This window comes from Frankia sp. QA3 (assembly GCF_000262465.1).
In the GTDB taxonomy this organism is placed as follows: domain Bacteria; phylum Actinomycetota; class Actinomycetes; order Frankiales; family Frankiaceae; genus Frankia.
The window spans coordinates 2285889-2306873 of the sequence record NZ_CM001489.1 but is presented as its reverse complement, the minus strand read 5'-3'; the positions used below and the strand labels follow the sequence as shown (position 1 = coordinate 2306873).

Genomic DNA, 20985 nt, shown 5'->3' with positions numbered 1-20985 from the left:
CCACCCCCCGGCAGCCCGGTCGGCGATCAGCCGCGCCGGCGGATGTTTCACCCCGACGCCGCGGTGGTCCGGCCGACCTGGACGGCGACCCGATCGCGCCCACCACGCTTGGCCGTGTACAGGGCGTTGTCGGCGCGGGCCAGCAGGTCACGCAGGCTCGTGTCGCCGGACGACCGCGGGGTGAGGCCGACGCTCAGCCGTATGTCGAGCGGCCCGACCGAGGTGTCTATCGGGTCCTGAGCGAGCGCGTTCCGTAGCCTCTGCCCGAGTGCCTCGGCGGTTGTCACCGGCCCGGACATCAGCACGGCGAACTCCTCACCGCCGACCCGACCGATGATGTCCTCCTCGCGGAACGCCAGCCGAATGCGCCGGGCGACCTCCGTCAGGACCTCGTCCCCGACGAAATGTCCATGGGTGTCGTTGACCCGCTTGAAATGGTCGATGTCGATCATCGCCGCGCTCACCGGCCGGCCCGCGGCGGCATGGGCGGCGAAGGCATGTTCGGCCTGCTCGAGAAAATGTCGCCGGCTGGCCAGACCAGTGAGCTGGTCGGTGGCCGCATGGCGCTGTACCTTCTCGAACAGCCGCGCGTTCTGATAGCCGATCACCGCCTGGTCGATCATGGTCTGCGCGATCTGGATCCGCGTCTCCCGGTAGCAGTCGGGCGTCCGGGAGGCGAGCACGACCACCATCTCGACGCTTTCACGTAGCGGGACGGGCGCGGCCAGCCAGCTGCGGGCCGCCTGGCCTCCGCCCGGCAGCTCGATCGTGTCGTCGGTGGCGACGACCTCGTGGCGGTCGAAGGCACGCGCGATGGGCCCGCCGGCCGCAAGGCGCAGTTCGGTACCGACGACGCTGTCCGCCACCTCGCCGTGGGCCGAGGTGATCCGGACGGTTCCGGACACCCGGGTCAGCACCCAGGCGACGTCGAACGGCAGGACGTGCCTGGCCGCCGCCAGCACCCGCCCGAGGATCTCCCGGGTGTTCAGCGTCGAGGTCGCCTGCAGCGTGACGTTGCGCATCGTTTCGGCCAGGTCCCGCTGACGGCGTTCCGCCGCGACGACCGCCTGCAACCGGGCCGCCTCGGCCATGCTCAGCGAGAGCCCCACCTGTTTGGCCAACGTGATCAGGATCCGGGCGTCCTCCTCGTTGAACAGTCCCTTGGCGACCCGGCTGTCCACGTAGATGACGCCGCTTCGTCCCTCGTCGAACGGAACCGGCGCGGCGAGGATGCTGCGCAGCCCGAACTGGACGGCGCTCTGGGAACCGAGTGCGGCACCCTCGTCCGTGCCCGTGACCACCAGCGGCTGCTGCTCGGCCTGGACGCGTTCCACGACGGTCGTGGCGATGCCGCGCACCCCCTCGTCCGGCCCGAGGTCATCGTCCTGTTCGGCGTGCCGCTCCGCGTAGAGCCGGAGCCGTCCAGCGTCGCGTTCGCGGTCGGCCGGGTCGGGGAGCAGCAACAGCGCCCGGTCCGCGCCGAGAATGGAGATGATCTCGTCGAGGGCCACGGTGGCGACGGACTCCGGAGTCGTCTCCCGCCCGGCCGCCGCGCTCACCTGAAGCACCGCGTCGAGACGGCGCCGGTCCCTGGAGGCGGTGGCTGGTGACGCCGCGCCGGTTGCCTCCGCGAACGACAGTCCCCGCTCGGTCAGCTCGAACTCGCGGTACACCTTGTGTTCCCGTCCGATCCAGCCGTACCGCGCGGCCACCTTCGCCGCCAGCTCTGCTTCGATGGAGGCGCGATCGCTCTCGTCGAGCGCTCGCAGACAGCGGGCGCGTTCCAGCAGGGCGTCGAAGCGGACCCGAGGCAGGTCGAGCGTGCGGGCTGTGCGTTCCGCCGCGTCCAGCAGGTCGAGCGCGCCGGCGTGGTCGCCGGCGAGCTGGCGGTCGATGGCTCGCAGTATCCGCAGGTCGGCGGCGAACGGCGGGTAGGCCCCCGCCGAACGGGCCTCGCGCAGCGCTCGCTGTGCGGCTCGGCGGCGCTGGGCTCGAACCGGTCCGGGCGGGGCGGCCCGCGCCTGCTCCAGTCGGCCTCGCGCCTTGGTGATCCAGAACTTCCGGAAGAACCCGGGCACTCGCCAGGGATGAAGGAAGACCGCGTCGCCGGCCTCGACCGCGGCGTCGAAGGCCGGACCGAACTCGTCGTCCTCGATCTCGAGCTCGGCGACGTCGCTACAGATCAGGTAGCGGCGTAGCCGCTCCGCCTCGGGCTCGGCGTCGAGCGCGCCGAGCCCGGGATGTGGAACCGGAGGGTACCGCAGAGTGCGTGCAAGCCTCGCCCGCAGGGTGGCGAGGTCCGCCTGCACACGATCACCATGCGGCCTGATCTCGCAGCTGTTCCACGCCTCCCGGTCATGTCCGCGCAGCGCGAGGCTTCGCACGAGGATCGAGTAGCTGCTGGTGAAGAAGAAGGTCTCGATCCACCGGGAGGCGCGCCGGAACGTGTCCTCGGAGTCCCGCTCACCCGCGACGTTACGGCCGAGGAACAGCAGCGCCGCGGACGTGTACAGGAAGGCCTCCGCCCGCAGCACCGGATCATCGCTGTCCGCCACGAGATCCCGCAGTCGGGTCACCCCGCGCTCCACCACCCGAGCGCGCCGGAAGTCCGCCGCGACGAGGATGAAGCACCCGTGAGTGCGCAGGTACTCCTCGCCCGAGCCCAGCCGCTGGCTGGGGCCGACGGCCGACATCATGAAGGCCAGCATCGGACCGACCCGTCCGGAAACCCATTCGCTCAGGATGCCGATCTCATACAGCCGACAGCGGATCTCGTGCAGCTCCCGGCGGTCGCCCCGGGCCCGGCCGAAGCCCGTCCACGGCCGTCGACAGGCCATTCCCACCGCCCAGCGGCCCACGCTGACGGCCGCCGTCGCCGCGGGGTTGGCCGGTATTCCGCGGCCGATCTCGGCCAGGCCCCGGTGGACGTACTCCAGCGCCGCGGCCGTCCGGAACTCGGCGAACTCGACCCCGGCCAGTTCCAGGAACGCACGCGCCCGCCGCCGCGGGTCGGACTGCGAACGAAGCGCGCGGGTGAAATGTGTCCGGGCGTCCGCGGGCGCGAGCGTACGCGCGGAGGCCAGGGCGAAACCCTCCTCGAAATCGGCGTCGGGTTCGAGGCCGGCTTCGTCCGCCGCCGTCTGCGCGGCCCGGTAGAACGCCACCGCCTCGTAGGGCGCCGGGGTGGCGAGCGCCGCTGCCGCGGCGGCCGCCGTCAACCGGAAGCGGCGGTCCGGGGCGATCTGCCCGGCGATCGCGTGCCGGGCCAGTTCGTACGGGCGGCCGTCCGCCCGCGCGCTGTCGGCGTCGAGGACCTCGACGACGCGGCGGTGCGCGGCCGTCCGCTCCTGCGGGCTCATGGTCGACAGCAGCGCCTCGTGGACGCAGTCATGGACGAAGGACCAGGTCCCGTTCCGGCTGCAGGCCGCGAGTTGATGCGCCTCGGCCTCGGCCGTCGCCATCGAGATCGCGGCGCTGGTCCGGCCGCTCGCGGCGGTCAGCAACGCCAGCTCGAAGCCGCGGCCGATCACGGCGGCGACCCCGAGGACGGACGCGGCGGTCGGGCTGAGCGCGTTCACCCGATGACGGATCAGGTCGAGGACCTCCTCGGGCAGCGGCAGCGAGTCGAGGCCGGTCCGATCGAGCGTGAAGCGACCCCAGTCGGGACGGACGAGCCCAGCGTCGATCACCGCACGCACGTATTCGGCCACGGCCAGCGGGTTCCCGGACGACCGCACGGAGACATCCCGCGCGAAGGCCCGGTCGGTGATCTCGCCGAGATAGTCGCGGATCACTTCCGCGACCTCGTGCTCGTTCAACGGCCCAAGCGTGATGTCCCAGGCGGTGGCGGATCCGGCCGCCACGCGCAGCGACGGGTCCCGGGTCGAGTTGATGATCAGTAGCGGCGCGGGGTCGGTCGAGGCCGTGAGGTCCTCGAGGACCCGCCGGTCCGTCGGACCCAGCCAATGGGCATCGTCCACCCAGATGACCATTCCGCGGGAGCGGATCGCGAGCCGGCTGAGAAAGCCGACCGCGGCCGAGCGGAAGCGCGGTTCGCCCGCCTCCGGTTCGCCGGCCGCGCGGTCCACGCCCAGCGCGCGGGCGAGCAGCGGGTGCACGCGAGCGAGCAGCGCCGCATCGGTACCCGCGGCCGACACCGCTCGTGCGACCAGGTCCCGCCGTCGTGACTCGGGCACGGCCGCCAGGCCGCGGAAGTAGCCGTCGATCAGATCGTGCAGCAGCGCCAGGGGGGCGGAGACGCTCGCGGCGCACCGCCCGCGCAGGATCACCGGTCCGTCCGCCGTGCCCTGCGAGGCGAGCAGGTCCTGGATGAGGAAGGTCTTGCCGGCGCCGGCCTCCCCGACGACCGTCACGACTCCGCGTTCCCCGGCGAGACATCGCGTCCACGCCTGCCGCAGCACTGCCCGTTCGTTGCGGCGTCCGATGTGCCGACACCGGACCCGCGTGTCTGTTTCGGATGCTCCTGCTGCCGCCGCCCTGCCGCCCGTCGGCTGCGAGGGGCCGGCCACGCCGGGCGTGAGCGGCGCCAGCGCGGCGACGACGTCCAGTGCCGACTGGTACCGGTCGTCCGGGTCCTTGGCCAGCAGCCGAGCCACGACCGCGGCGAGCTGCGCCGGAACGTCCGCGCGCACCTGGGTCAGTGGACGGGGCGTCGCGACTGCGTGCAGGCGGAGTAGTTCGGCGGTGTCGCCGGCCTCGAACGGCGGCGAGCCGGCCAGGCAGGTGTAGATGACCGCACCGAGGGCGTACAGGTCGGAGCGTGGCTCGACCGGCCGTCGCAGCATGCCGGTCTGCTCCGGGGCGCCGAAGAGGACCGTGCCGACGGCCCGGTCCTGCGGTTGCCCGCCGGCCCGGGTCATCAGACCGAAGTCGAGCAGTGTGGCCTTCCCATCCGGTCCGATCATGATGTTGGCGGGTTTGACGTCCTGATGCACCAGGCCGCGCCGGTGCGCCTCGGACAGCGCCGACGCCACGTCCCGCGCTACCCGGGTGGTCTCGGCGACCCCGAGCGGCCCGGCGGCGATCCGCGACTTCAGCGAATCTCCCTCGACCAGGTCCATGATGAGAAACGGGTGATCCGCCGTATGTCCGGCGGCCCGGACCCGAGCTATGTTCGGCTGGTTTATGCAGGCCAGGATCGTTGCCTCGCGGGCAAATGCGCGTACCACACTCTCGTCTCGCGCCACCGCTCGAAGCGGGACCTTCACCGCATAATTCCGACCTTCCCGTTCCGCCCGGTACACTACAGAGTAGGCACCGCGCCCCAGCTCCTCCCGGATCAGGACGCCGGGTATCTCAACCTGAGCCACACAGCGTCACCTCGTCCGCGCATACACTCGACCTGTCGCGTTCCGTACCCACTCGCCCCGGACCAGGTGACTGTCTCGCGATATGCGGGTGATCGCATGTCGAGCCCGCCTCGCGACGACCACCAAGATCCGCGCGGGGGCCCGGTTCAGGTCGGCTGCGCTACCTGGCTCCGTGGCTCCAGATCCGCGCTGGCGGGATGGTCGGCGGTGCCCCCGCGCCACTCGACCAGGAAGAGGGTCGCGTCGTCGGTCGTGATTCCGCGCCGTTCCCGCATCAGCGCATGGGACAGTCCCCGTACCATCTCCCGCACATCTCTACCTCGGGTACGCTCGACCATGTTGATCAGGCGTTCCTCGCCGAACTGTTCTCCACCGGTTTCATGCTCTTCGATGAGGCCGTCGGTGAAGAACAGCACGCGGTCCCCGCGCCGGAGTGTCTGCTCACTGATCTGCGGTATGTCACCACCGAAGCCGACCGGCAGGGTTTCCGGACTCTCCAGTGCCTGGATGATCTGATGGCCGCGGATCAGCAGTGCTGGTGGGTGACCCGCGTTGACCCATTGCAGGTGACCTGTTCCGCTATCCAGACGCATCATCTGCGCCGTGACGAAATGGTCGGGTCCGAACTGCCTGTTGATGGCCGCGTCCATGGACATGTACAGCTCGGCAAGTCCGATATCGGCACGCCTGGCATGCCGGTAGGCGCCGATCGCGACCGTCGCCAGTACGGCGGCGTCCAGGCTGTGACCCATCGCGTCGATGATGGACACGTGCAGTACGTCGTCGTTCAGGGCGTAGTCGAAGCTGTCACCCGCGATGTCGTAGGCGGGTTCGAGGATGCCGGCTACCGCGACCTGCGGGGTGAGCATGCTCAGCGGGGGCAGTAGCGACCATTGGATCTCCGCGGCCACGCTCATCGATTCGCGGCGGCGGGCCTGGAAGAACTGGTCGGTGTAGTTGCTCCTGGTGACCAGCATGTCGGCGACGAGGCCGGAGAGGCGCCGCAGCAACCGGCGGTCGTCATCGACGGTGTCGAGGGTGAGGGCCAGCACCCCCACCTGGTCGCTGCCGTCCAGCAGGGGCAGGTACATCCGTACACCGTCGGCGAGCGGATGTGCGACGGTCGTCGCGCGAAGGAATGCCGTGCCGGCGGGGGAGTCGTCGATCGGCTCTGGCTCCCCGATCGCGAGGTTCCCACCCGGCAGCGGCGTCAGCATCAGCTGCTCATGGTCCTGCAGCAGGAGCGAGACGTCCCGACCGCCGATCCTGTTCACCTCTTCCGCCACCAGTGGGGCGATCAGCTGCGGCGGCATTTCGTGAGCGCGGTCCAGCAGCAGAGCCAGCAGTCGCTCACCGAACCCCTCCGACCGATCCACCGTGACCCTGCGGGAGTCCCGTTCGCCTGCCACCGCGGCCACCCTCTGTCCTCGCCGGCCCTTCACAGCTGTGCGAGCCTGACCGGACGGCGTCAACCGGTCACGTCGACACCCCGCCTCACCGTTGCTCGATGGGCAGGAGAACCATGGGGCTATCTCGGGCGGGCGCGGGGGGCGACGCGGCGGGTGGGGGGAGCGGTGGTGGGGTCGTCCGGCCAGGGGTGGCGCGGGTAGCGTCCGCGCAGCTCCGCGCGGACCTGCGGGTAGCCGGTCCGCCAGAACGACGCCAGGTCGCTGGTCACCGCCACCGGACGCCCCGCCGGGGAGAGCAGGTGCAGCACGACGGGCGCGCGGCCGTCCGCGACGGCCGGGACCCGTTCCCAGCCGAACACCTCGGCGACCTTCACCGCGAGGACGGGGCCGTCGGGGCCGCTGTAGTCGAGGCGCACCCGTGAGCCGCTCGGCACCTCCAGCCGCTGCGGCGCCAGCGCGTCCAACCGGGCGGCCTGCGGCCAGGGCAGCAGGCGGCGCAGCGCCTGGTCGGCGTCGACGCGCCCCAGGTCCGCCCGGCTACGCACGGCGGCGAGCTCCGGTCCGAGCCAGTCGGGCGCCGACGCCAGCAGCGCGGCGTCGGCGACGTCCGGCCAGGGATCGCCGAGGAACCGGTGGCAGAACGCGAGCCGTTCCCGCAGCCCCACCGCGTCGCGGGTCCACCGCAGCGCCGCCAGCCCCTCGCGGCGCAGCCCGTCGAGCACCGCCGCTTCGAGCAGGGCCGGATCGGGCCTGGCCAGCGGGCGTTCGGTGAGGACGATCGCGCCGAGGCGCTCCACCCGGCGGGCGACGACGTCACCGCCGGACCAGGCGACCTCGTCGACGGTGCGCAGGAAGGCCGCTCCCGCCTCGCGCGCGGTCGCCGCGTCGAGCGCGACGGCCAGGCGCACGCGCGCCGACGTGCGACCGGCTCCACGGTCCGCGACCGCGACCGCCAGCCAGTCCGCGCCGGTGAGCGCCGAGCCGGCGGTCAGCTCCGCGCCCGTTCCACCGGCCATCAGGTACGTCGTGCCGCCGGGGACGCGGACCCGCGCGAGCCGTTCGGGGAAGGCGAGCCCCACCACGAGCCCCGCCGCGAGGTCGTCGGTGACACCGCTACCGGGCGGTCTGCCGGCGGCGGGGACCGCGGGTTCGGCGGCCGAGCGCAACCGCCGCGCCTCGTCGCGCCACCGGGCGGACGCGGCCCGGTCGGCGTCCGCCCGCAGGCGTCGCCAGGCGGCGAGGAGGTCGTCGGACCCCGAGCCCGGCCCGCCGCCGCCCATCGGTCCGTCACCCGACAGGATCGCCACGATCTCGGCCGCGCGCCGCGCCCCGACGGCGGCAGTGCCCTCGAGCAGGGCGCTGGCGAGCCGGGGGTGGACCCCGACAGCGGCGATCGATCGTCCGCGCGGCGTCACCCGCCCGGCGTCGTCGAGCGCGCCAAGCGCCCGCAGGGACGCCCCGGCGGCGTCCATCGCGCCCGCCGGTGGGGCGCTGAGCAGCTCGAGGCCGCCACCGCCGGGATGACCCCAGAGCGCGAGGTCCAGGGCGAAGCCGGTCAGGTCGGCGACGGCGATCTCCGGTTCGGCCTGCGCGGGCAGCCGGTCGTGCTCGGCCGCGGACCAGCAGCGGTAGACCCGGCCCGGCGCCTCCCGCCCGGCGCGCCCGGCGCGCTGCCCGGCGGACGACCGAGACACCCGCACGGTCGCCAGCGAGCCCAGCCCACGGGCATGATCCATGCGCGGGGAACGCGCCAGTCCGGCGTCGACGACCACCCGGACGCCGGGCACCGTGAGGCTGCTTTCCGCCACCGCGGTCGCCAGGACGATCCGGCGGCGCGGTCCGGCTCGCAGCGCCGCGTCCTGCGCCCCGCCGGACTGCCGGCCGTGCAGGGTGAGCACGTCGACGCTGTCCCGGTGGCCGGCGATGCGGTCGGCGACCGCGGCGATCTCGTCGGCGCCGGGCAGGAAGACGAGCACGTCCCCGGCCGTCTCGCGCAGGGCGCGCCCGATGGTCGCGGCGACGTGGTCGAGCAGCCGCGGGTCGACCCGCAGGCCGTGCGGGGGCGTGATCGGTCCCGGTGGGGGAGCCCAGAGCACCTCGACGTCGAACCGCGCGGCGTCGGCGCCGACGACGGGCGCGGGCGGTCCGGGCGCGCCGAGCACGTCGGCCAGCCGCGGGGTGTCGGCGGTCGCCGAGGTCGCGAGCAGCAGCAGGTCGGGCCGCAGTGTCGCGCGGACGTCGAGCATGAACGCGAGCGCCAGGTCGGCGTCGAGGTGGCGCTCATGGCACTCGTCGAGGATCACCGCGTCGGTCCCGGCGAGCTCCGGGTCGCGTTGCAGCCGCCGGACGAGCACCCCCGTGGTGACCACCTCGACCCGGGTGGACGGCCCGACACGACGATCACCGCGGATCGTGTAGCCGACGGCGTCACCGACCTCACCGCCGACGAGCCAGGCCATCCGCCGCGCCGCCGCCCGCACCGCGATGCGACGCGGCTGCGCGACCAGGACCCGGCCGGTGACCCCGCCCGCGAGCGCGAGCGGGACCAGCGTCGTCTTGCCCGTGCCGGGCGGTGCCACCAGCACCGCGACCCCGCCTGCACCGGCGTCTGGACCGACCCCGTCCGCACCGGCCCTCTGCATACCGGCCCTCTGCATACCGGCCCTCTGCATACCGGCCCTCTGCATACCGGCCCTCTGCGCGCCGGCTCCCTGCGCGCCGGCGCCATGAGCGGGACGGCCGTTGTCGGTCAGCGCGGCGATGAGCGCGGGCAGGACGTCCCGGACGGGCAGGTCCGCCCCGGCGGCCGCGCGATGGGGCAGCATGCGCCCAGTCTCCTCGGGCCCGTCGGGCGGCCGAGCGGGCCGTCGGCCATGCCGCGGGGTCCGACGTTTCCGTCGATCATGCGACGGCGGCGGGCCGCCTCCTGGCTGGCATCCTGCTGTCACCTCAGATGCTCTCTCCCGGCATCCCCGCCCGGCGGGAGAGGAGTGAGCGGCAGCATCCATGGATGCCACCTTCTGGCAGTTGTATGTCAGAAAATCATGGACGCCGCGGCGCGTGGTCACTAGTGTCCGGATCGTCGGACACCGGATACGTCCTGGGGACGGCCGGTTCTCGCCGAGGAGGGGAGCCCGGACGTGGCCCGCGCGCTGTTCCTGGTCCTGAGCAATCCCGTCGACGGGCGGGACGACGAGTACAACAAGTGGTACGACGAGGTGCACATCCGGGACGTCTGCGGGGTTCCCGGCGTCGTCTCCGCCCAGCGCTATCAGGTCAGGCCGGACATCCCGCCTGCCGACGTCGCGCCCGGTGAGGGCGCCCTGCCGCAACGCCACCTGGCGGTCTACGAGCTCGACGACGAGCCGGCGAAGGTGTTCGGGGAGTTCCTGGCCCGGGTGGGCGACGGGCGGCTGCCGCTGAGCGACACCCTGGACATGTCGAGTGTCGTCATGTCGGTGTGGGAGCCCGGCGCCCGCTGGCCGGCGTGAGCCGCCACCCGCGCGTTCAGGGCCTGGCGGGGGCAGTCGTGGCTGGGGCGAGGCGGAGCAGGGTGGCTGCGTGCGGCGCGAGGGTCAGGGGCAGCGAGCCGTCGGCGGTGGTGGTGATCGTGCCCGTCCACAGGTCGGTGGCGCGGTAGCCGGCGGCGGTGGCCGGCAGGGCCAGCTCGGCCGCGGTGAGGGTTGCCGCGCGGGGGGAGTCGCTCCGGTTGACGGCCAGCACGCCCGTGTGACCGTCGGCCAGCGGCCGGGTCCACAGCAGGAGACCGTCGCGGCGGGGCACCGGAACCGGCGCGGCGCCCAGCGGGTCCTGGTCGACGGCGAGCACGGCCGCGTTCGTGAGGATCGCGGCCCTCGTCGCGGTCATCCTGGTGAGATCGTTGCCCGCGAGCAGCGGGGAGGCCAGCATCGACCAGACGCTCATCTCGCTGCGGGCCTCGGTGCCGTCGAGGGCGGCCGCCGGGGTCCCGGCCACGGCATCGCGCGGCACCACGACCCCGAATCCCTCCTGGACGGTCTCGCCCGCCGCGAGCAGCAGCGCGACGTTGACCGAGACGCCCGCGAGCACGATCGTGCGCACTCCCCGGCAGCGCAGGACCGGCAGCAGTTCGGTCCGCCAGGTCGGGGACAGCCCGTGACGGCGGGGGATGACGAGGTCCGCCGGGGACAGCAGCTCGGGCAGGACCTCGGTGTCGGGGTGACCGGCCGACCACCCGGCCGTCGGCCCGGCGATCGTCCGCCACAGTGGATGACGTCCGGCTCGTGCCTGTACTCATCGCATCGCACCCCCATGGACGTCTGGCCCCCCGGCGTGCGACCGATTCGCCCGATCCTTGATATAAATCATTTAACAATTCAGTCTTATCGCCCGCTCGGAGCCCGCGTATGCACTTGCCCGCCGTGTGGGCGCGCTGCGGATGCCGGCGGTAGGGTGCGCCGACGGCGGTCAGCAGACGGCGGTCGGGCAGACGGGCCGGGTCAGGCCGGAGGCTGCACGTCTGCTCGCCGGACCAGCATGATCACCGGGATCTGGCGGGTTGTCCTGGTCTGGTAGGTGGCCCACTGGGGGTGCTGGGCGGCGTGACGAGCGTAGAGACGGTCGCGTTCGTCCCCGGTGGCCACGACCGCCGTGGCGGGAAAGACCTCGGTGCCCACCTCGACGGTGACGTCCGGGTTGGCGAGCAGGTTGTGATACCAGGCGGGATTGGTCGGCTCCCCGGCGACGGAGGCGAAAACCACGTGGCGGTCGCCGTCGACGAGATAGCCAAGAGGGTTGGTGCGTGACGCTCCGGTCCTCGCGCCGGTGGTGGTCAACAACAGGAGCGGCTTGTCGGCGAAATAGCCACCGACCTTCCCTGCGTTGGCCCGGAACTCCCCGATGACCAGCCGGTTCTGCTCGTTCCAGTCGCGGCCGCTCATGCCGACACCGCCGTGGCGTCGACAAGGGCCGGCGATAGCGGACCGAAGACGGTGGCCAGCCCCTGCCCCACCTGCTTGCGAATCGCGCGGCTGTGCGGCAGTCCGGCCGCCTCGGTGATGTCTCTGACTTCGTAGCCGTTGAAGCCGCGTAGATGAAACTGGTTCATCGCGGCGGCCACGATCTGTGGTCGTACGCTCGGCCTGGACATGGGCGCGATCTCCTGACTATCTGTCGAAGGTCGATAGGACATGGTGACGGGGTCTCCTCGCGTCGGGCGTGGCGACCGCGTCGCCGTTCGTTCGGGGCAGCGCCGTGAGCGGGGGCCGGATCACGCGGGCAGGGCGGCCGGGTCGGCACCGCCTACTTCCTCCTTGGTCGTGTTGATCAGCACCAGGCTGGTGACCGCTCCCCGGGCGAAGATGCCGGCCGCGACGAGGAAGCCACCGAATAGCCGTGTACCAGGCCCTTGGCCAGGCCGAGCTGCTCGAGCGCCCGAGTGGCCCCGTGGCGCGAAGACAGGTACGAGGCGGTGGCCGTCGCCGCGATGGCGTTGAGCAACGCCGTGCCGATGGGCACGTTGACCTGCTGCGCCGCACTGACCGGGCCGCTGGCGACACCCGAGTCCTCGCCGACCCCGAGAAGCGCCAGGCTGGTGGTCGGCACGAGCACGCCGGCCATCCCGACGGCGACGATGATCTCAAGGCTGAGGACGTGCGAGGCGTAGGACGTGTGCACGCCGATGCGGAACGCCCCGCTGCGGTTGCGGTCCACCGCCACGCGCATGGGCAGCAGCGGATGCGAGACGCGCAGTTCGAAGAGGGTGAACGAGATCAGCAGCACCAGGCCCCCGATCGGCAGCCCGATCGTCCGGGCGGCGGACCAGCCGTTCGTGGCGGCCTCGGTGAGACCGTAGACGAGCAGGACGAAGCCGGCGGTGACCAGTGCGGCACCCGGCAGGTCGTACTTGGCGTTGCCCTGTGCCCGGCTCTCCCGAATCAGTGGGAGCGCGCCGAAGAACGCGATAGCCGCGATCGGCACGTTGACGTAGAGGCACCAGCGCCAGTCGAGGTAGTGCGTCAGCGCGCCGCCGGCGAGCAGGGCGGCGAAGGCTTCCTGAACCGCGCGCGGTGTAGAGCATGCCCTGGTTGACCGGGGCGCCGCCGATGATCGACCCGAGCGCGAAGCCGATCAGACCGATGAGGAATCCCCGCTTGCGACCACCGAAGTCGGCGGTCCGCCCACCGAGCAGCAGCGGGCCGCCGAACGGCAGCGTGTAGGCGGTGACGCCCCACTTCCGGTTGGCGTCGGTGATATCCAGGGAGTTCTGCAGACTCGGCAGGGCGACATTGACGATGGTGGTATCCAGGACAACCATCAACGTGGCCAGCGAGATGACGGCAAGCGCCCACCCATGCTTCGCGCCGGCTTCAGGGCAGGTGGCTACCCGGCCGTCCGCCTCGGTGACGGTGTTACTCATGGCAGCTGTCCATATCTCTTGAGGGAATGGCGGTGACGGCCCCGAAGCGCACCCCGTTGTCGCGGCGGTCGGCCCAGCCGAGCCGATCCCTTTGGCCCGACAGATCCTTGCCGCGGCAACGGTGAGAAAGAGCGGCGTCCCGCCCTCCGGGGTGATCGGTGGACGGAAATCTCTCCATTGACGCCTCGTGCGCGGTCTTCCTCCCGCCATCGTTGTGGGCATGCACCGGTCCGCCCATCCCCACGCTTGGGGGTTTTGCGGGCACCCCCACAGACGGGGGGTGTCGAATGGCCTCATGGTGGCGGTAACGTGTTGATGTGCCGAAGCTCCCCCTCGGTGGTAACGCCGACGCGGTCCGTGCGAGGATCGCGGCGCTATGCCGCAACCGGCTAGATCCGGCCGACCTGGTCCGGGAAGTCGCCGAACAGGTCCGGTGCATCGTGCCCTACGACATGGGCACGTGGGCGATAACCGACCCGGAGACCCTGCTGCCCACGGATCTGCTCACGGTCGACACGTCCGGCCTCGGCGTCCAGGCCACCAAGGCGAGCAACGAGTTTGCCGGGGGTGATTTCAACCGGTTCGCCGAACTCGACCGGGTGGGACGGGCCGCCGCGACGCTCGCCACCGCGACCGGCGGCGACCTGGATCTCAGCTCGCGCCACCGCAGTGTGCACGCGCCCAACGGGCTGAACGACGAGATGCGCCTGCTGGCCCGCGATGGCGGCGCCACCTGGGCCGTCGGCTGCCTGACCCGGGCGACGGACATGCCCGACTTCAGCCCCGAGGAGGTGCGCTACGTCGCGGCCGTGGCGAGCGAGCTCGGCCGCGGTCTGCGGGTCGTCCTCGCGCGCAATCCGCCCGCCGCGGCCTGCGCCGGCCGGCCCGGCATGCTCGTGCTCGACGAGGCCGGCCGGATCGAGGCGACCACACGGGAGGCGGACCGGTGGATCCACCGGATGTCCCCCCCGCCGGAGGGCGAGACGCCGATCGCGATCGCGATCGTCGCACTCCAGGCGCAGGCCCAGGCGCAGGCCCACGGGACGGCCGACGAGGCGCCGCGGGCCGCGAGGCTGCGCCTGCGACTGCCTGCGGGGGGATGGCTGTTAGTGCACGCCGACGTCCTCGTCGACGGCGCCGGCCTGTCGCCCCGCACAGCGGTGATGCTCGAACCCGCCGGGCCGGCGCAGATGCTCCCCCTGCTGTTCGCGCTCTACGGCCTGACCGGTCGGGAACGCCAGGTGACCGAATACCTGATCGCCGGCCACAAGACCGCTGAGATCGCCGAGCGGATGTGGATTTCCCGGCACACCCTGCGCGATCACATGAAGTCGATTTTCGCCAAGATGAATGTCGGTTCTCGGCCGGAGTTGACGGCGATCCTCGGCGCCGAGGCGCGTTCCGCGTGACGCTCGGGTCCTCCCCTCGGCGGTGGCAGCCCGCGCGCGGTGGGAGCGTCGCCGCGCCGCGCGGGTTGGCATGGACGGACATTTGTCATGGACGGATATGCGGCCGATCGACATACTTGGCGGGTGGACGATCTTAAGGCTGCCTGGTACGACTTGCAGCTCACCGGGAAAGTACATGTCAGCCTGCCGCATCTCGCGGCGGAGGCATTGGCGGCCGGGTTCGACGGACCCATGCTGAGGGAACTCGCCGGCCTCGGCATCCGTGATGATCTCGAAGCGCTCCGCCTGCTGCCGATGGTGCTGGCCGAGTCGGGCTGCGACCTCGGTTCAGGCGAGGAGTCATGGGGCGAGATCATGTCCTGGGCAAGTTCGCGCGATCGGTTTGAACCCGATCTCGTTGCTCGTACCGAGCAGGCTCTGGCAGTTGTGCAGCGAGATCTGGACCGGACCGGGGCCAAGGTAGGTCGTCTCACGCTCCACTGGACGGGCCGATTCGATGACGACGGCGAACCGCAGCTCCTCCTCGGATTCGACGGCGAACCGTTCCGCGGCGGCGGAGATCCGCCGCCCTGTGTGGGCGGTCCGGACCTGCCCCGCACCGTCCTGTCGGTCGCGGCAGGCGTGCAGGAATGCATCATGGAACTGTTCGTGTTCTTCTGGCCCGAGTGTCCTCTTCATCGCCGCGGCCTGCACCTGCCCGAATCGGATTCGGAGTGGGCGGGAGCAGGCTGGCCGGCATGGCGCTGCAGGGGGGCGGGCGGACACGACATCGCGCTGCTCGGGAGACTATGCAAGGGCGTGTCACCCATCCGCTAGCGTCCCTCCACCGTCACGTGGTCGAGCTCTATGCCCCTGCATCGAGTCAGGCGAGGCATTTGGGCAAGACCGGCGGTGGGAGCAGCGTCCACGCCGTGTGTTTGTGGATGGTGCGCCCTACTCGGGCGCACCATCCGTCTGCCCGGCTGGTCAGGCCAGGAGGTTCACGGTGAGGGTCTGCCCGGCCACCGGTCGATGCAGGGGGAAGGTCGTGCTCCGGTAGGTCCTGGTGCCGGCGACATCGCATCGCACCTCGACATTCGCGACGCTGGGAAGCTGCGGGTTGCCGAAGACCACCGAGAACCGTCCGCCCGTACCCACGGACGTGCCGTGCGACTCCCCGCCACCGGTGATCTTCAGTGATTCGGCGGAGCCGGGGAACTTGCACCTGACGGTACCGGCCACCGTCAGCGGATTGCTGGTCGTGCCGGCACCTGCTGGTGTCATCGGAATGATGGCCAGTCGGGATGGTCGACGCGCGCTTTCATGCACGCAGGTACGTCGACCTGCGGCCGACGCTGACACCCGAGCTCGTTGCGGAGCATGAGCACCAGCCGTTTGGCCAGCACAGCGACGCGCTCCGCCGGGTCCTCACCTACCTTGGATCGTTCGCCATTCCGGGCAAGCTGATCGTCGAGTACGGCGGCGACGAGCGGTGGTACGTATCCCGATTCACCACCGCCCCGGCGGGTCTGCGTACCGAACGGGTCGCCGGCCCCTATCCGACCAAGAAGCTGGACTCCGAGGTCAACGGCGTGTACCCGCTCCTGGACCAGCCGGCACAGGTCGGGTCGTACGGCCGGCTTCCCGGCGCCCGCGACATCCTGCGCTCACCGGACGGTTCGCTGACCCTGTTCGCCTTCGTTCAGCCCACCACCGACGGGGCCCGGCGCCCGGTGCTGTCCGCCTGGGACGCCGCCACCTCGACGGGCGTCGCGCTGGTACTGACCGAGGGGCTGCGGCCCGCTGTCGTCCTCGGCACGGGCCGGGATTCCCGCTGCCTCACCGCGCCCGCCGGCCTGCGGGCCGCCACCTGGTACGCCCTGGCGGCGAGCTGGGACGGCGCGACCGGCCTTGCCGCCGTGACCGCGGTGCCGGTGGTGAATTCGTAGTACTACCGGCGGATGCCGGACAGTGCCGAGGCAGAGGTGTCCTGGGTCTTCTCCGGGGTGGGCGAGCAGGAGCTGATCGGCGACTTCGGGCTGGAGCGCGGCGGCGCGGCCGGCCAGGAACTGGACCGTGCCGATGTCCGCCTGGGCACCCCGCCGGGCACGTACCTGCTCGCATCCTCGGAGTACCACGACGACTCCTACCTGTTGGTGGTGGAGGAGATCGGTTTCATGTACCCGGGGCTCGGCGGCAGTGAGCACCGGGATGTCCGGGCGGATATGACCCTGTTCGAGACCGAGTCCGGCGGTGCTGTCTTTTCGACCTCTTCGATCGCCTGGGCGGGAAGCCTCTCGCACAACGACTATGACAACAACGTCTCGCGAATCATCGCCAACGTTCTCGATCTTTTCCTGAAGCAGGGGTCCGGCCACCCGGTCGACCGACATCGGCCAGGTGGTCGCCCGTTGGCCTGACCGGGAGTCCGGATCGGTGCCGCCGTGCTGCTCAGCGGGTGACCATGAGCTGGCGGACGCCGTAGTTGGTGCCGGTGAAGTCCATCGGGACCTGCTCCAGCGGGGTGGCGAGGCGCAGGTCGGGGAAGCGCCGGAAGAGCGCGGGCAGGACGGTCCTCAGCTCGGCGCGGGCGACGTTCTGGCCGAGGCAGGCGTGGACGCCGTAGCCGAAGCCCAGGTGGCGGACCATGGTGCGGTCGAGGTCGAGGGCGTCGGGGTCCCCGAACACGCGGGGGTCGCGGTTGGCGGCGTTCATGGCGACCACGACCAGCTCGCCCTTGCTGATGTGCGCGCCGCCGAGGTCCAGGTCCTCCGTGGCGACCCGGCCGAGGCCGAACTGGACGATGGTCAGGTAGCGCAGGAGCTCCTCGACCGTGGTCCCGATCTTCTCCGGGTGGTCGGTCAGGTCCCGGCGCTGCTCGGGGTGGGTGAGCAGGGTGAGGGTGGACAGGCCCATCATGGCGGCCGTGGTGTCGTGGCCGGCGAACAGCAGCAGCACGCCGAGGCCGACGAGCTGGCGTTCGGTGAGGATCGATCCCTCGGCCCCGGCCTTGTCGATCAGTTCGGCGAGGATGCCCTCGGTGTCGCCGGTGCGGCGCTTGTCCGCGACCAGCGCGGTGATGTAGTCGACCAGCCAGTGGGCCCCGCAGTCGCGTTCGGCGCGGCTGGTGCCCATGTCCATCATCGCCTCGGTGGCGTGGTGGAAGCCGTCGCGGTCGGCGTAGGGGACGCCGAGCAGTTCGCAGATCACCAGGCACGGGATGGGCAGCGCCATGGCCTGGACGAAGTCGAAGGTCTCCGGTCCGGCGGCGATGGCGTCGAGATGCTCGGCGACGATCCTGTCCAGGTAGGGCTGGAGCCTGGTCTGCACGGCCTTGGGGGTGAAGCGGGCCGTGAGCAGCCGCCGGTAGGCGCCGTGCTCGGGCTCGTCCATCATCACGAAGCCCGCGTCGAACGGCGCGTCGTCGCCGGTCTCGGCCTGCTCGCCCTCGGGGGTGTCGTGGCGGCGGCGCTTCGCGCTCAGGCGGGGATCGCTGAAGACCTGGCTGCCCTCCTCGAAGCGGGTGACCAGCCAGCCGGTCGAACCGTTGGGGAAGCGTGCCCTGACGACGGGCTGGTTCTCGCGCAGCTCGGTGTACTGCACGGGCGGGTCGAGGGGGTGGGCGGGGTCGCGGGTGATGGGCTGGTCGATGAGGTGCTGCGTCGTCATCTCGGCTCCTTCGCGGTGTGGGCCTCGACGGCGGCCGTGACGCCGGCGTGGGTGGCGGTGGCCTTGCACCAGCCGGTGTAGACGGCCAGGTGCAGGACGGCCTCACGGAGCTGATCGGGCGTGAGCTCGTCGTTGACCAGCCCGCCGGTGGCGATGACCTGGATGAGTTCGGGGCGCCCGACGGTGGCGGCGACGCCGAGGGTGAGCAGCCGGCGGTCGCGCACGGACAGGCCGGGCCGGGCCCAGACCTGGGCGAACAGGTAGTCCACGGTCTCGTCCGTGAAGGGGTCGCGCTCGCCCGGCATCGCGGTGCTGAAGCCGGGGCCGTAGACCCGGTCCATCATCTGCAGTCCGTGGCGGTGCAGGTCGCCGTCGGCGGGGACGGTCGCGTCCTGGCCGTCCAGTTCGAGGGTCTGCTCGGCGCGGGTCCGGGCCACCTCGACCAGGGGGACGTCGACGGCCAGGGCGGCCGCGAGGTCGCGGGCGGCGTCGAGGTCCTTGGTCATCAGCGGCTGGATCTTCCGCCCGGCCGCTTCGGGCAGCGTGCCGTCGGAGCCACGCAGACGCAGCAGGGTGAGCAGGGTGTGGCCCTCGGGGTCGGCGGTGTCGATGACCTCGGCGAGCCGGGCGGGGTCCACGCCCGCGGCGCGGGCCAGGGCGGCTGCCTCGGACACGGCGCGCCAGCTGCCGTAGGTGACGACGTTTCGGGCGATCTTCGTGGCCATGCCGGCGCCGAGCGGGCCGCAGTGCACCACCCGTCTGGCCCAGTCGTCGAGCACGGGCAGCGCGGCGTCCACGGTGGCCTGGTCCCCGCCGACGATGGCGACCATGCCATGGTCGGCCGCCCGGTCGCCGGGGGTCACCCCGCAGTCCAGGAAGCCCACGTCGTGCCCGGCGCACAGGGCCGCCAGCTCGTGGACGACCGGCAGGGCGACGGTGGACAGCAGGACGATTGTGAGCCCCGGGTGGGCGCCCGCCAGCAGCCCGTTCTCGCCGCCGATGACGTCGCGCGCCTGGTCGGCGGTGACGACGGCGACCATCACGACGTCGCTGCTCCTGGCCACCGCGGCGGGTGAGTCCAGCGGGTCGCCGACGCCGGGCAGGCCCGCCGACGCGCCCGGCCGGACGTCGTGGACCGCGGGAACCCGGCCGCGCCGGGCCATGCTGACGGCCACCCCGCCGCCGATCATTCCCAGGCCCACCACGCCGGCCCGCAGCGTCCTCGTCTCCGACATCATGCGTTCCTTCCGCTGAGGGCCACCCCGCTGAGGGCCACCCCGCTGGGGGCCGGACCATCGCTGGGGGCCGGACCATCACTGAGGGCCGGACCATCACTGAGGGCCGGATCGGGGTCGGCCGCGATCGGCCATGCGGCCTGCTCGGCGACCAGTGGGCGGTACCTGCGCGTGGCCCGGGCCATGTTGATGCCGACGGTGCCGCGGACGCGGCCGTCCCGGCCGTAGAGGGCCGTCAACCTGCGCTCGGCGAGACTGCCCTCGACGATCCGTACCTGATCGCAGCCTCGGAGCTGGCCGTAGATCTGGATCTTCAGGTCGTACTGGTCGGACCAGACGTACGGGACCGGGTCGAAGGGGGTCGCGTGCTCCGGCCCGGCGAGGATGTTGCGGGCGACGGCCAGGCCCTGCTCGGCGGCGTTCGCGCGGTGCTCGATGCGGAGGCGCCGACCGGTGCGCGGGTGCAGCCACGAGGCGACGTCGCCGGCCGCCCATACGCCTGAACCGGCGTAGAGGGTGGCGTCGCACTCCACCCCGTTCCCGACCGGGACGCCGCTCGCGGCGAGCCAGCCCGTGTTGGGGTGGGCGCCGATGCCGACCAGCACGGCGTCGGCCTCGACGGTCCGGCCGTCCGCCAGCCGCACCCCGGTGGCCCGGCCACCCGCGGCGAGGATGGCGTCGACCAGGACGCCGGGCATGATCCGCACCCCGTGCTCGGCGTGGACCTGGGAGAGCATGGCGCCCAGGTCGGGGCCGAGCGCGTCGGCCAGCGGCACCGCCGCATCCGTGACCATGGTGACCTCGGCCCCCAGCTCCCGGGCGACGGCGGCCGCCTCGGCGCCGACGAAGCCGGCGCCGACGATCACCAGGCGGAGCCCGGGGCGCAGCTGCTCGCGCAAGCCGACCGCGTCCTCCAGCGTGCGCAGGACGTGCACGCCGGCGATGCCCTCGGTGCCCGGCAGCCGGCGGGCGGCCACCCCGGTGGCCACGACGAGCGCGTCGTAGCCGACCCGACTGCCGTCGGCCAGGGCCACTTCGCGCGCCCCGGTGTCCAGGGCGACGGCCGCGGCGCCCAGCCGCAGCTCGAGGTCGAGCGCCTCGAGGGCCTCGGCGCTGCGCAGCCGCAGGCGGTCGGTGTCCCACGCGCCGGACAGCAGCTGCTTGGACAGCGGCGGCCGGTCGTAGGGAAGGTGCGGTTCGTCGCCGATGAGGGTCACCCGCCCGGTGTAGCCGTCGCGCCGCAGTCCCTCCGCGACGCTCAGGCCGGCGGCCGAGGCACCGACGACGGCGATCCGGGACGGGGCCGCGGCGGTCACTCGTGCACCTCGATGGCGGCCGCCGGGCAGACCGCGGCGGCCTGGCGCACGTTGTCGTACTGGTCGGCCGGCGGGTCGGCGTCGAGCAGGACGACGATGCCGTCGTCGTCGCGCTGGTCGAAGACGTCGGGGGCGGCGAGCACGCACTGGCCCGCGCCGCAGCACTTGTCGAAATCGACAGAAATCTTCATGGGAAACCTCCTGGCATGTCCTTGCTCAGGGCGATGCCGGCCGGGGGACT

General features: G+C 72.1%; 17 protein-coding genes and 1 pseudogene. 5 read left to right on the top strand and 13 right to left on the bottom strand.

Features of this window, described 5'->3' with window-relative positions:
* Positions 1-47: 47 nt before the first annotated feature.
* The 3 genes from FRAQA3DRAFT_RS09470 to hrpB all read right to left on the bottom strand — a co-directional run bounded on the left by FRAQA3DRAFT_RS09470 (position 48) and on the right by hrpB (position 9564).
* A complete protein-coding gene (locus FRAQA3DRAFT_RS09470; protein WP_009738833.1) occupies positions 48-5330 on the bottom strand; it encodes a diguanylate cyclase in 5283 nt (1760 codons plus the stop codon).
* A gap of 146 nt (positions 5331-5476) precedes the next feature.
* Entirely contained in the window at positions 5477-6748 is a 1272-nt protein-coding gene (locus FRAQA3DRAFT_RS09465) for a PP2C family protein-serine/threonine phosphatase (RefSeq protein WP_009738832.1), read from the bottom strand.
* A 110-nt stretch (positions 6749-6858) separates the two neighbouring features.
* A complete protein-coding gene (hrpB, locus tag FRAQA3DRAFT_RS09460) occupies positions 6859-9564 on the bottom strand; it encodes an ATP-dependent helicase HrpB (RefSeq protein ID WP_009738831.1) in 2706 nt (901 codons plus the stop codon).
* Between the two features lie 315 nt (positions 9565-9879).
* On the opposite strand from hrpB, the gene FRAQA3DRAFT_RS09455 reads away from it, so the two are divergent.
* Positions 9880-10230, top strand: coding sequence for a hypothetical protein (locus FRAQA3DRAFT_RS09455; RefSeq protein WP_009738830.1), 351 nt, complete (start codon positions 9880-9882; stop codon positions 10228-10230).
* Between the two features lie 16 nt (positions 10231-10246).
* Here the strand turns inward: FRAQA3DRAFT_RS09455 and FRAQA3DRAFT_RS35895 are convergent, their stop codons facing one another.
* The 5 genes and pseudogenes from FRAQA3DRAFT_RS35895 to FRAQA3DRAFT_RS38580 form a co-directional block, all read right to left on the bottom strand.
* Positions 10247-10909 carry an isochorismatase family protein gene (locus tag FRAQA3DRAFT_RS35895; protein WP_369809454.1) on the bottom strand — a complete coding sequence of 221 codons (663 nt, stop codon included), beginning with the start codon at positions 10907-10909 and terminating at the stop codon, positions 10247-10249.
* 308 nt (positions 10910-11217) lie between these two features.
* Positions 11218-11658: a nitroreductase family deazaflavin-dependent oxidoreductase gene (locus FRAQA3DRAFT_RS09445; protein WP_009738829.1), complete on the bottom strand. Its 441-nt coding sequence runs from the start codon at positions 11656-11658 to the stop codon at positions 11218-11220.
* On the bottom strand, positions 11655-11837 hold the full coding sequence (locus tag FRAQA3DRAFT_RS09440) for a hypothetical protein (RefSeq protein ID WP_035920750.1): 183 nt from the start codon (positions 11835-11837) through the stop codon (positions 11655-11657). The genes FRAQA3DRAFT_RS09445 and FRAQA3DRAFT_RS09440 overlap by 4 nt, the downstream gene beginning before the upstream one ends.
* Before the next feature lie 206 nt (positions 11838-12043).
* Positions 12044-12697, bottom strand: a complete 654-nt coding sequence (locus FRAQA3DRAFT_RS35890; RefSeq protein ID WP_035920749.1) for a hypothetical protein — start codon at positions 12695-12697, stop codon at positions 12044-12046.
* Between the two features lie 142 nt (positions 12698-12839).
* Positions 12840-13034: pseudogene (locus FRAQA3DRAFT_RS38580) on the bottom strand (MFS transporter); the annotation flags it as partial.
* A 419-nt stretch (positions 13035-13453) separates the two neighbouring features.
* On the opposite strand from FRAQA3DRAFT_RS38580, the gene FRAQA3DRAFT_RS09430 reads away from it, so the two are divergent.
* On the top strand, positions 13454-14545 hold the full coding sequence (locus FRAQA3DRAFT_RS09430; RefSeq protein WP_009738827.1) for a LuxR C-terminal-related transcriptional regulator: 1092 nt from the start codon (positions 13454-13456) through the stop codon (positions 14543-14545).
* A gap of 87 nt (positions 14546-14632) precedes the next feature.
* A complete protein-coding gene (locus tag FRAQA3DRAFT_RS09425) occupies positions 14633-15361 on the top strand; it encodes a hypothetical protein (RefSeq protein ID WP_009738826.1) in 729 nt (242 codons plus the stop codon).
* A 150-nt stretch (positions 15362-15511) separates the two neighbouring features.
* Here the strand turns inward: FRAQA3DRAFT_RS09425 and FRAQA3DRAFT_RS09420 are convergent, their stop codons facing one another.
* Positions 15512-15808: a hypothetical protein gene (locus FRAQA3DRAFT_RS09420; protein ID WP_232291989.1), complete on the bottom strand. Its 297-nt coding sequence runs from the start codon at positions 15806-15808 to the stop codon at positions 15512-15514.
* Positions 15809-15828: 20 nt separating this feature from the next.
* On the opposite strand from FRAQA3DRAFT_RS09420, the gene FRAQA3DRAFT_RS34800 reads away from it, so the two are divergent.
* Together FRAQA3DRAFT_RS34800 and FRAQA3DRAFT_RS09410 are read left to right on the top strand one after the other, a co-directional pair.
* The gene (locus tag FRAQA3DRAFT_RS34800; RefSeq protein WP_157467241.1) at positions 15829-16473 is read left to right on the top strand and encodes a hypothetical protein; all 645 of its coding nucleotides are present in this window, start codon (positions 15829-15831) and stop codon (positions 16471-16473) included.
* A gap of 57 nt (positions 16474-16530) precedes the next feature.
* Complete coding sequence (locus FRAQA3DRAFT_RS09410) at positions 16531-16944, top strand: N,N-dimethylformamidase beta subunit family domain-containing protein (protein ID WP_157467239.1); 414 nt, start codon at positions 16531-16533, stop codon at positions 16942-16944.
* A gap of 31 nt (positions 16945-16975) precedes the next feature.
* Here FRAQA3DRAFT_RS09410 and FRAQA3DRAFT_RS09405 read toward each other — a convergent pair whose 3' ends face one another.
* Genes FRAQA3DRAFT_RS09405 through FRAQA3DRAFT_RS09390 form a run of 4 tightly spaced genes read right to left on the bottom strand, consistent with a single transcriptional unit; the run spans position 16976 to position 20935 of the window.
* Positions 16976-18193 (bottom strand): cytochrome P450, encoded by a 1218-nt coding sequence (locus tag FRAQA3DRAFT_RS09405; protein ID WP_009738824.1) that lies wholly within the window; start codon positions 18191-18193, stop codon positions 16976-16978.
* On the bottom strand, positions 18190-19431 hold the full coding sequence (locus FRAQA3DRAFT_RS09400) for an NAD(P)-binding domain-containing protein (protein ID WP_035920744.1): 1242 nt from the start codon (positions 19429-19431) through the stop codon (positions 18190-18192). Before FRAQA3DRAFT_RS09400 ends, FRAQA3DRAFT_RS09405 begins: the two co-directional genes overlap by 4 nt.
* The gene (locus tag FRAQA3DRAFT_RS09395; protein WP_009738822.1) at positions 19428-20744 is read right to left on the bottom strand and encodes an NAD(P)/FAD-dependent oxidoreductase; all 1317 of its coding nucleotides are present in this window, start codon (positions 20742-20744) and stop codon (positions 19428-19430) included. Before FRAQA3DRAFT_RS09395 ends, FRAQA3DRAFT_RS09400 begins: the two co-directional genes overlap by 4 nt.
* Positions 20741-20935, bottom strand: coding sequence for a ferredoxin (locus tag FRAQA3DRAFT_RS09390; RefSeq protein ID WP_009738821.1), 195 nt, complete (start codon positions 20933-20935; stop codon positions 20741-20743). Before FRAQA3DRAFT_RS09390 ends, FRAQA3DRAFT_RS09395 begins: the two co-directional genes overlap by 4 nt.
* Between the last annotated feature and the right edge of the window lie 50 nt (positions 20936-20985).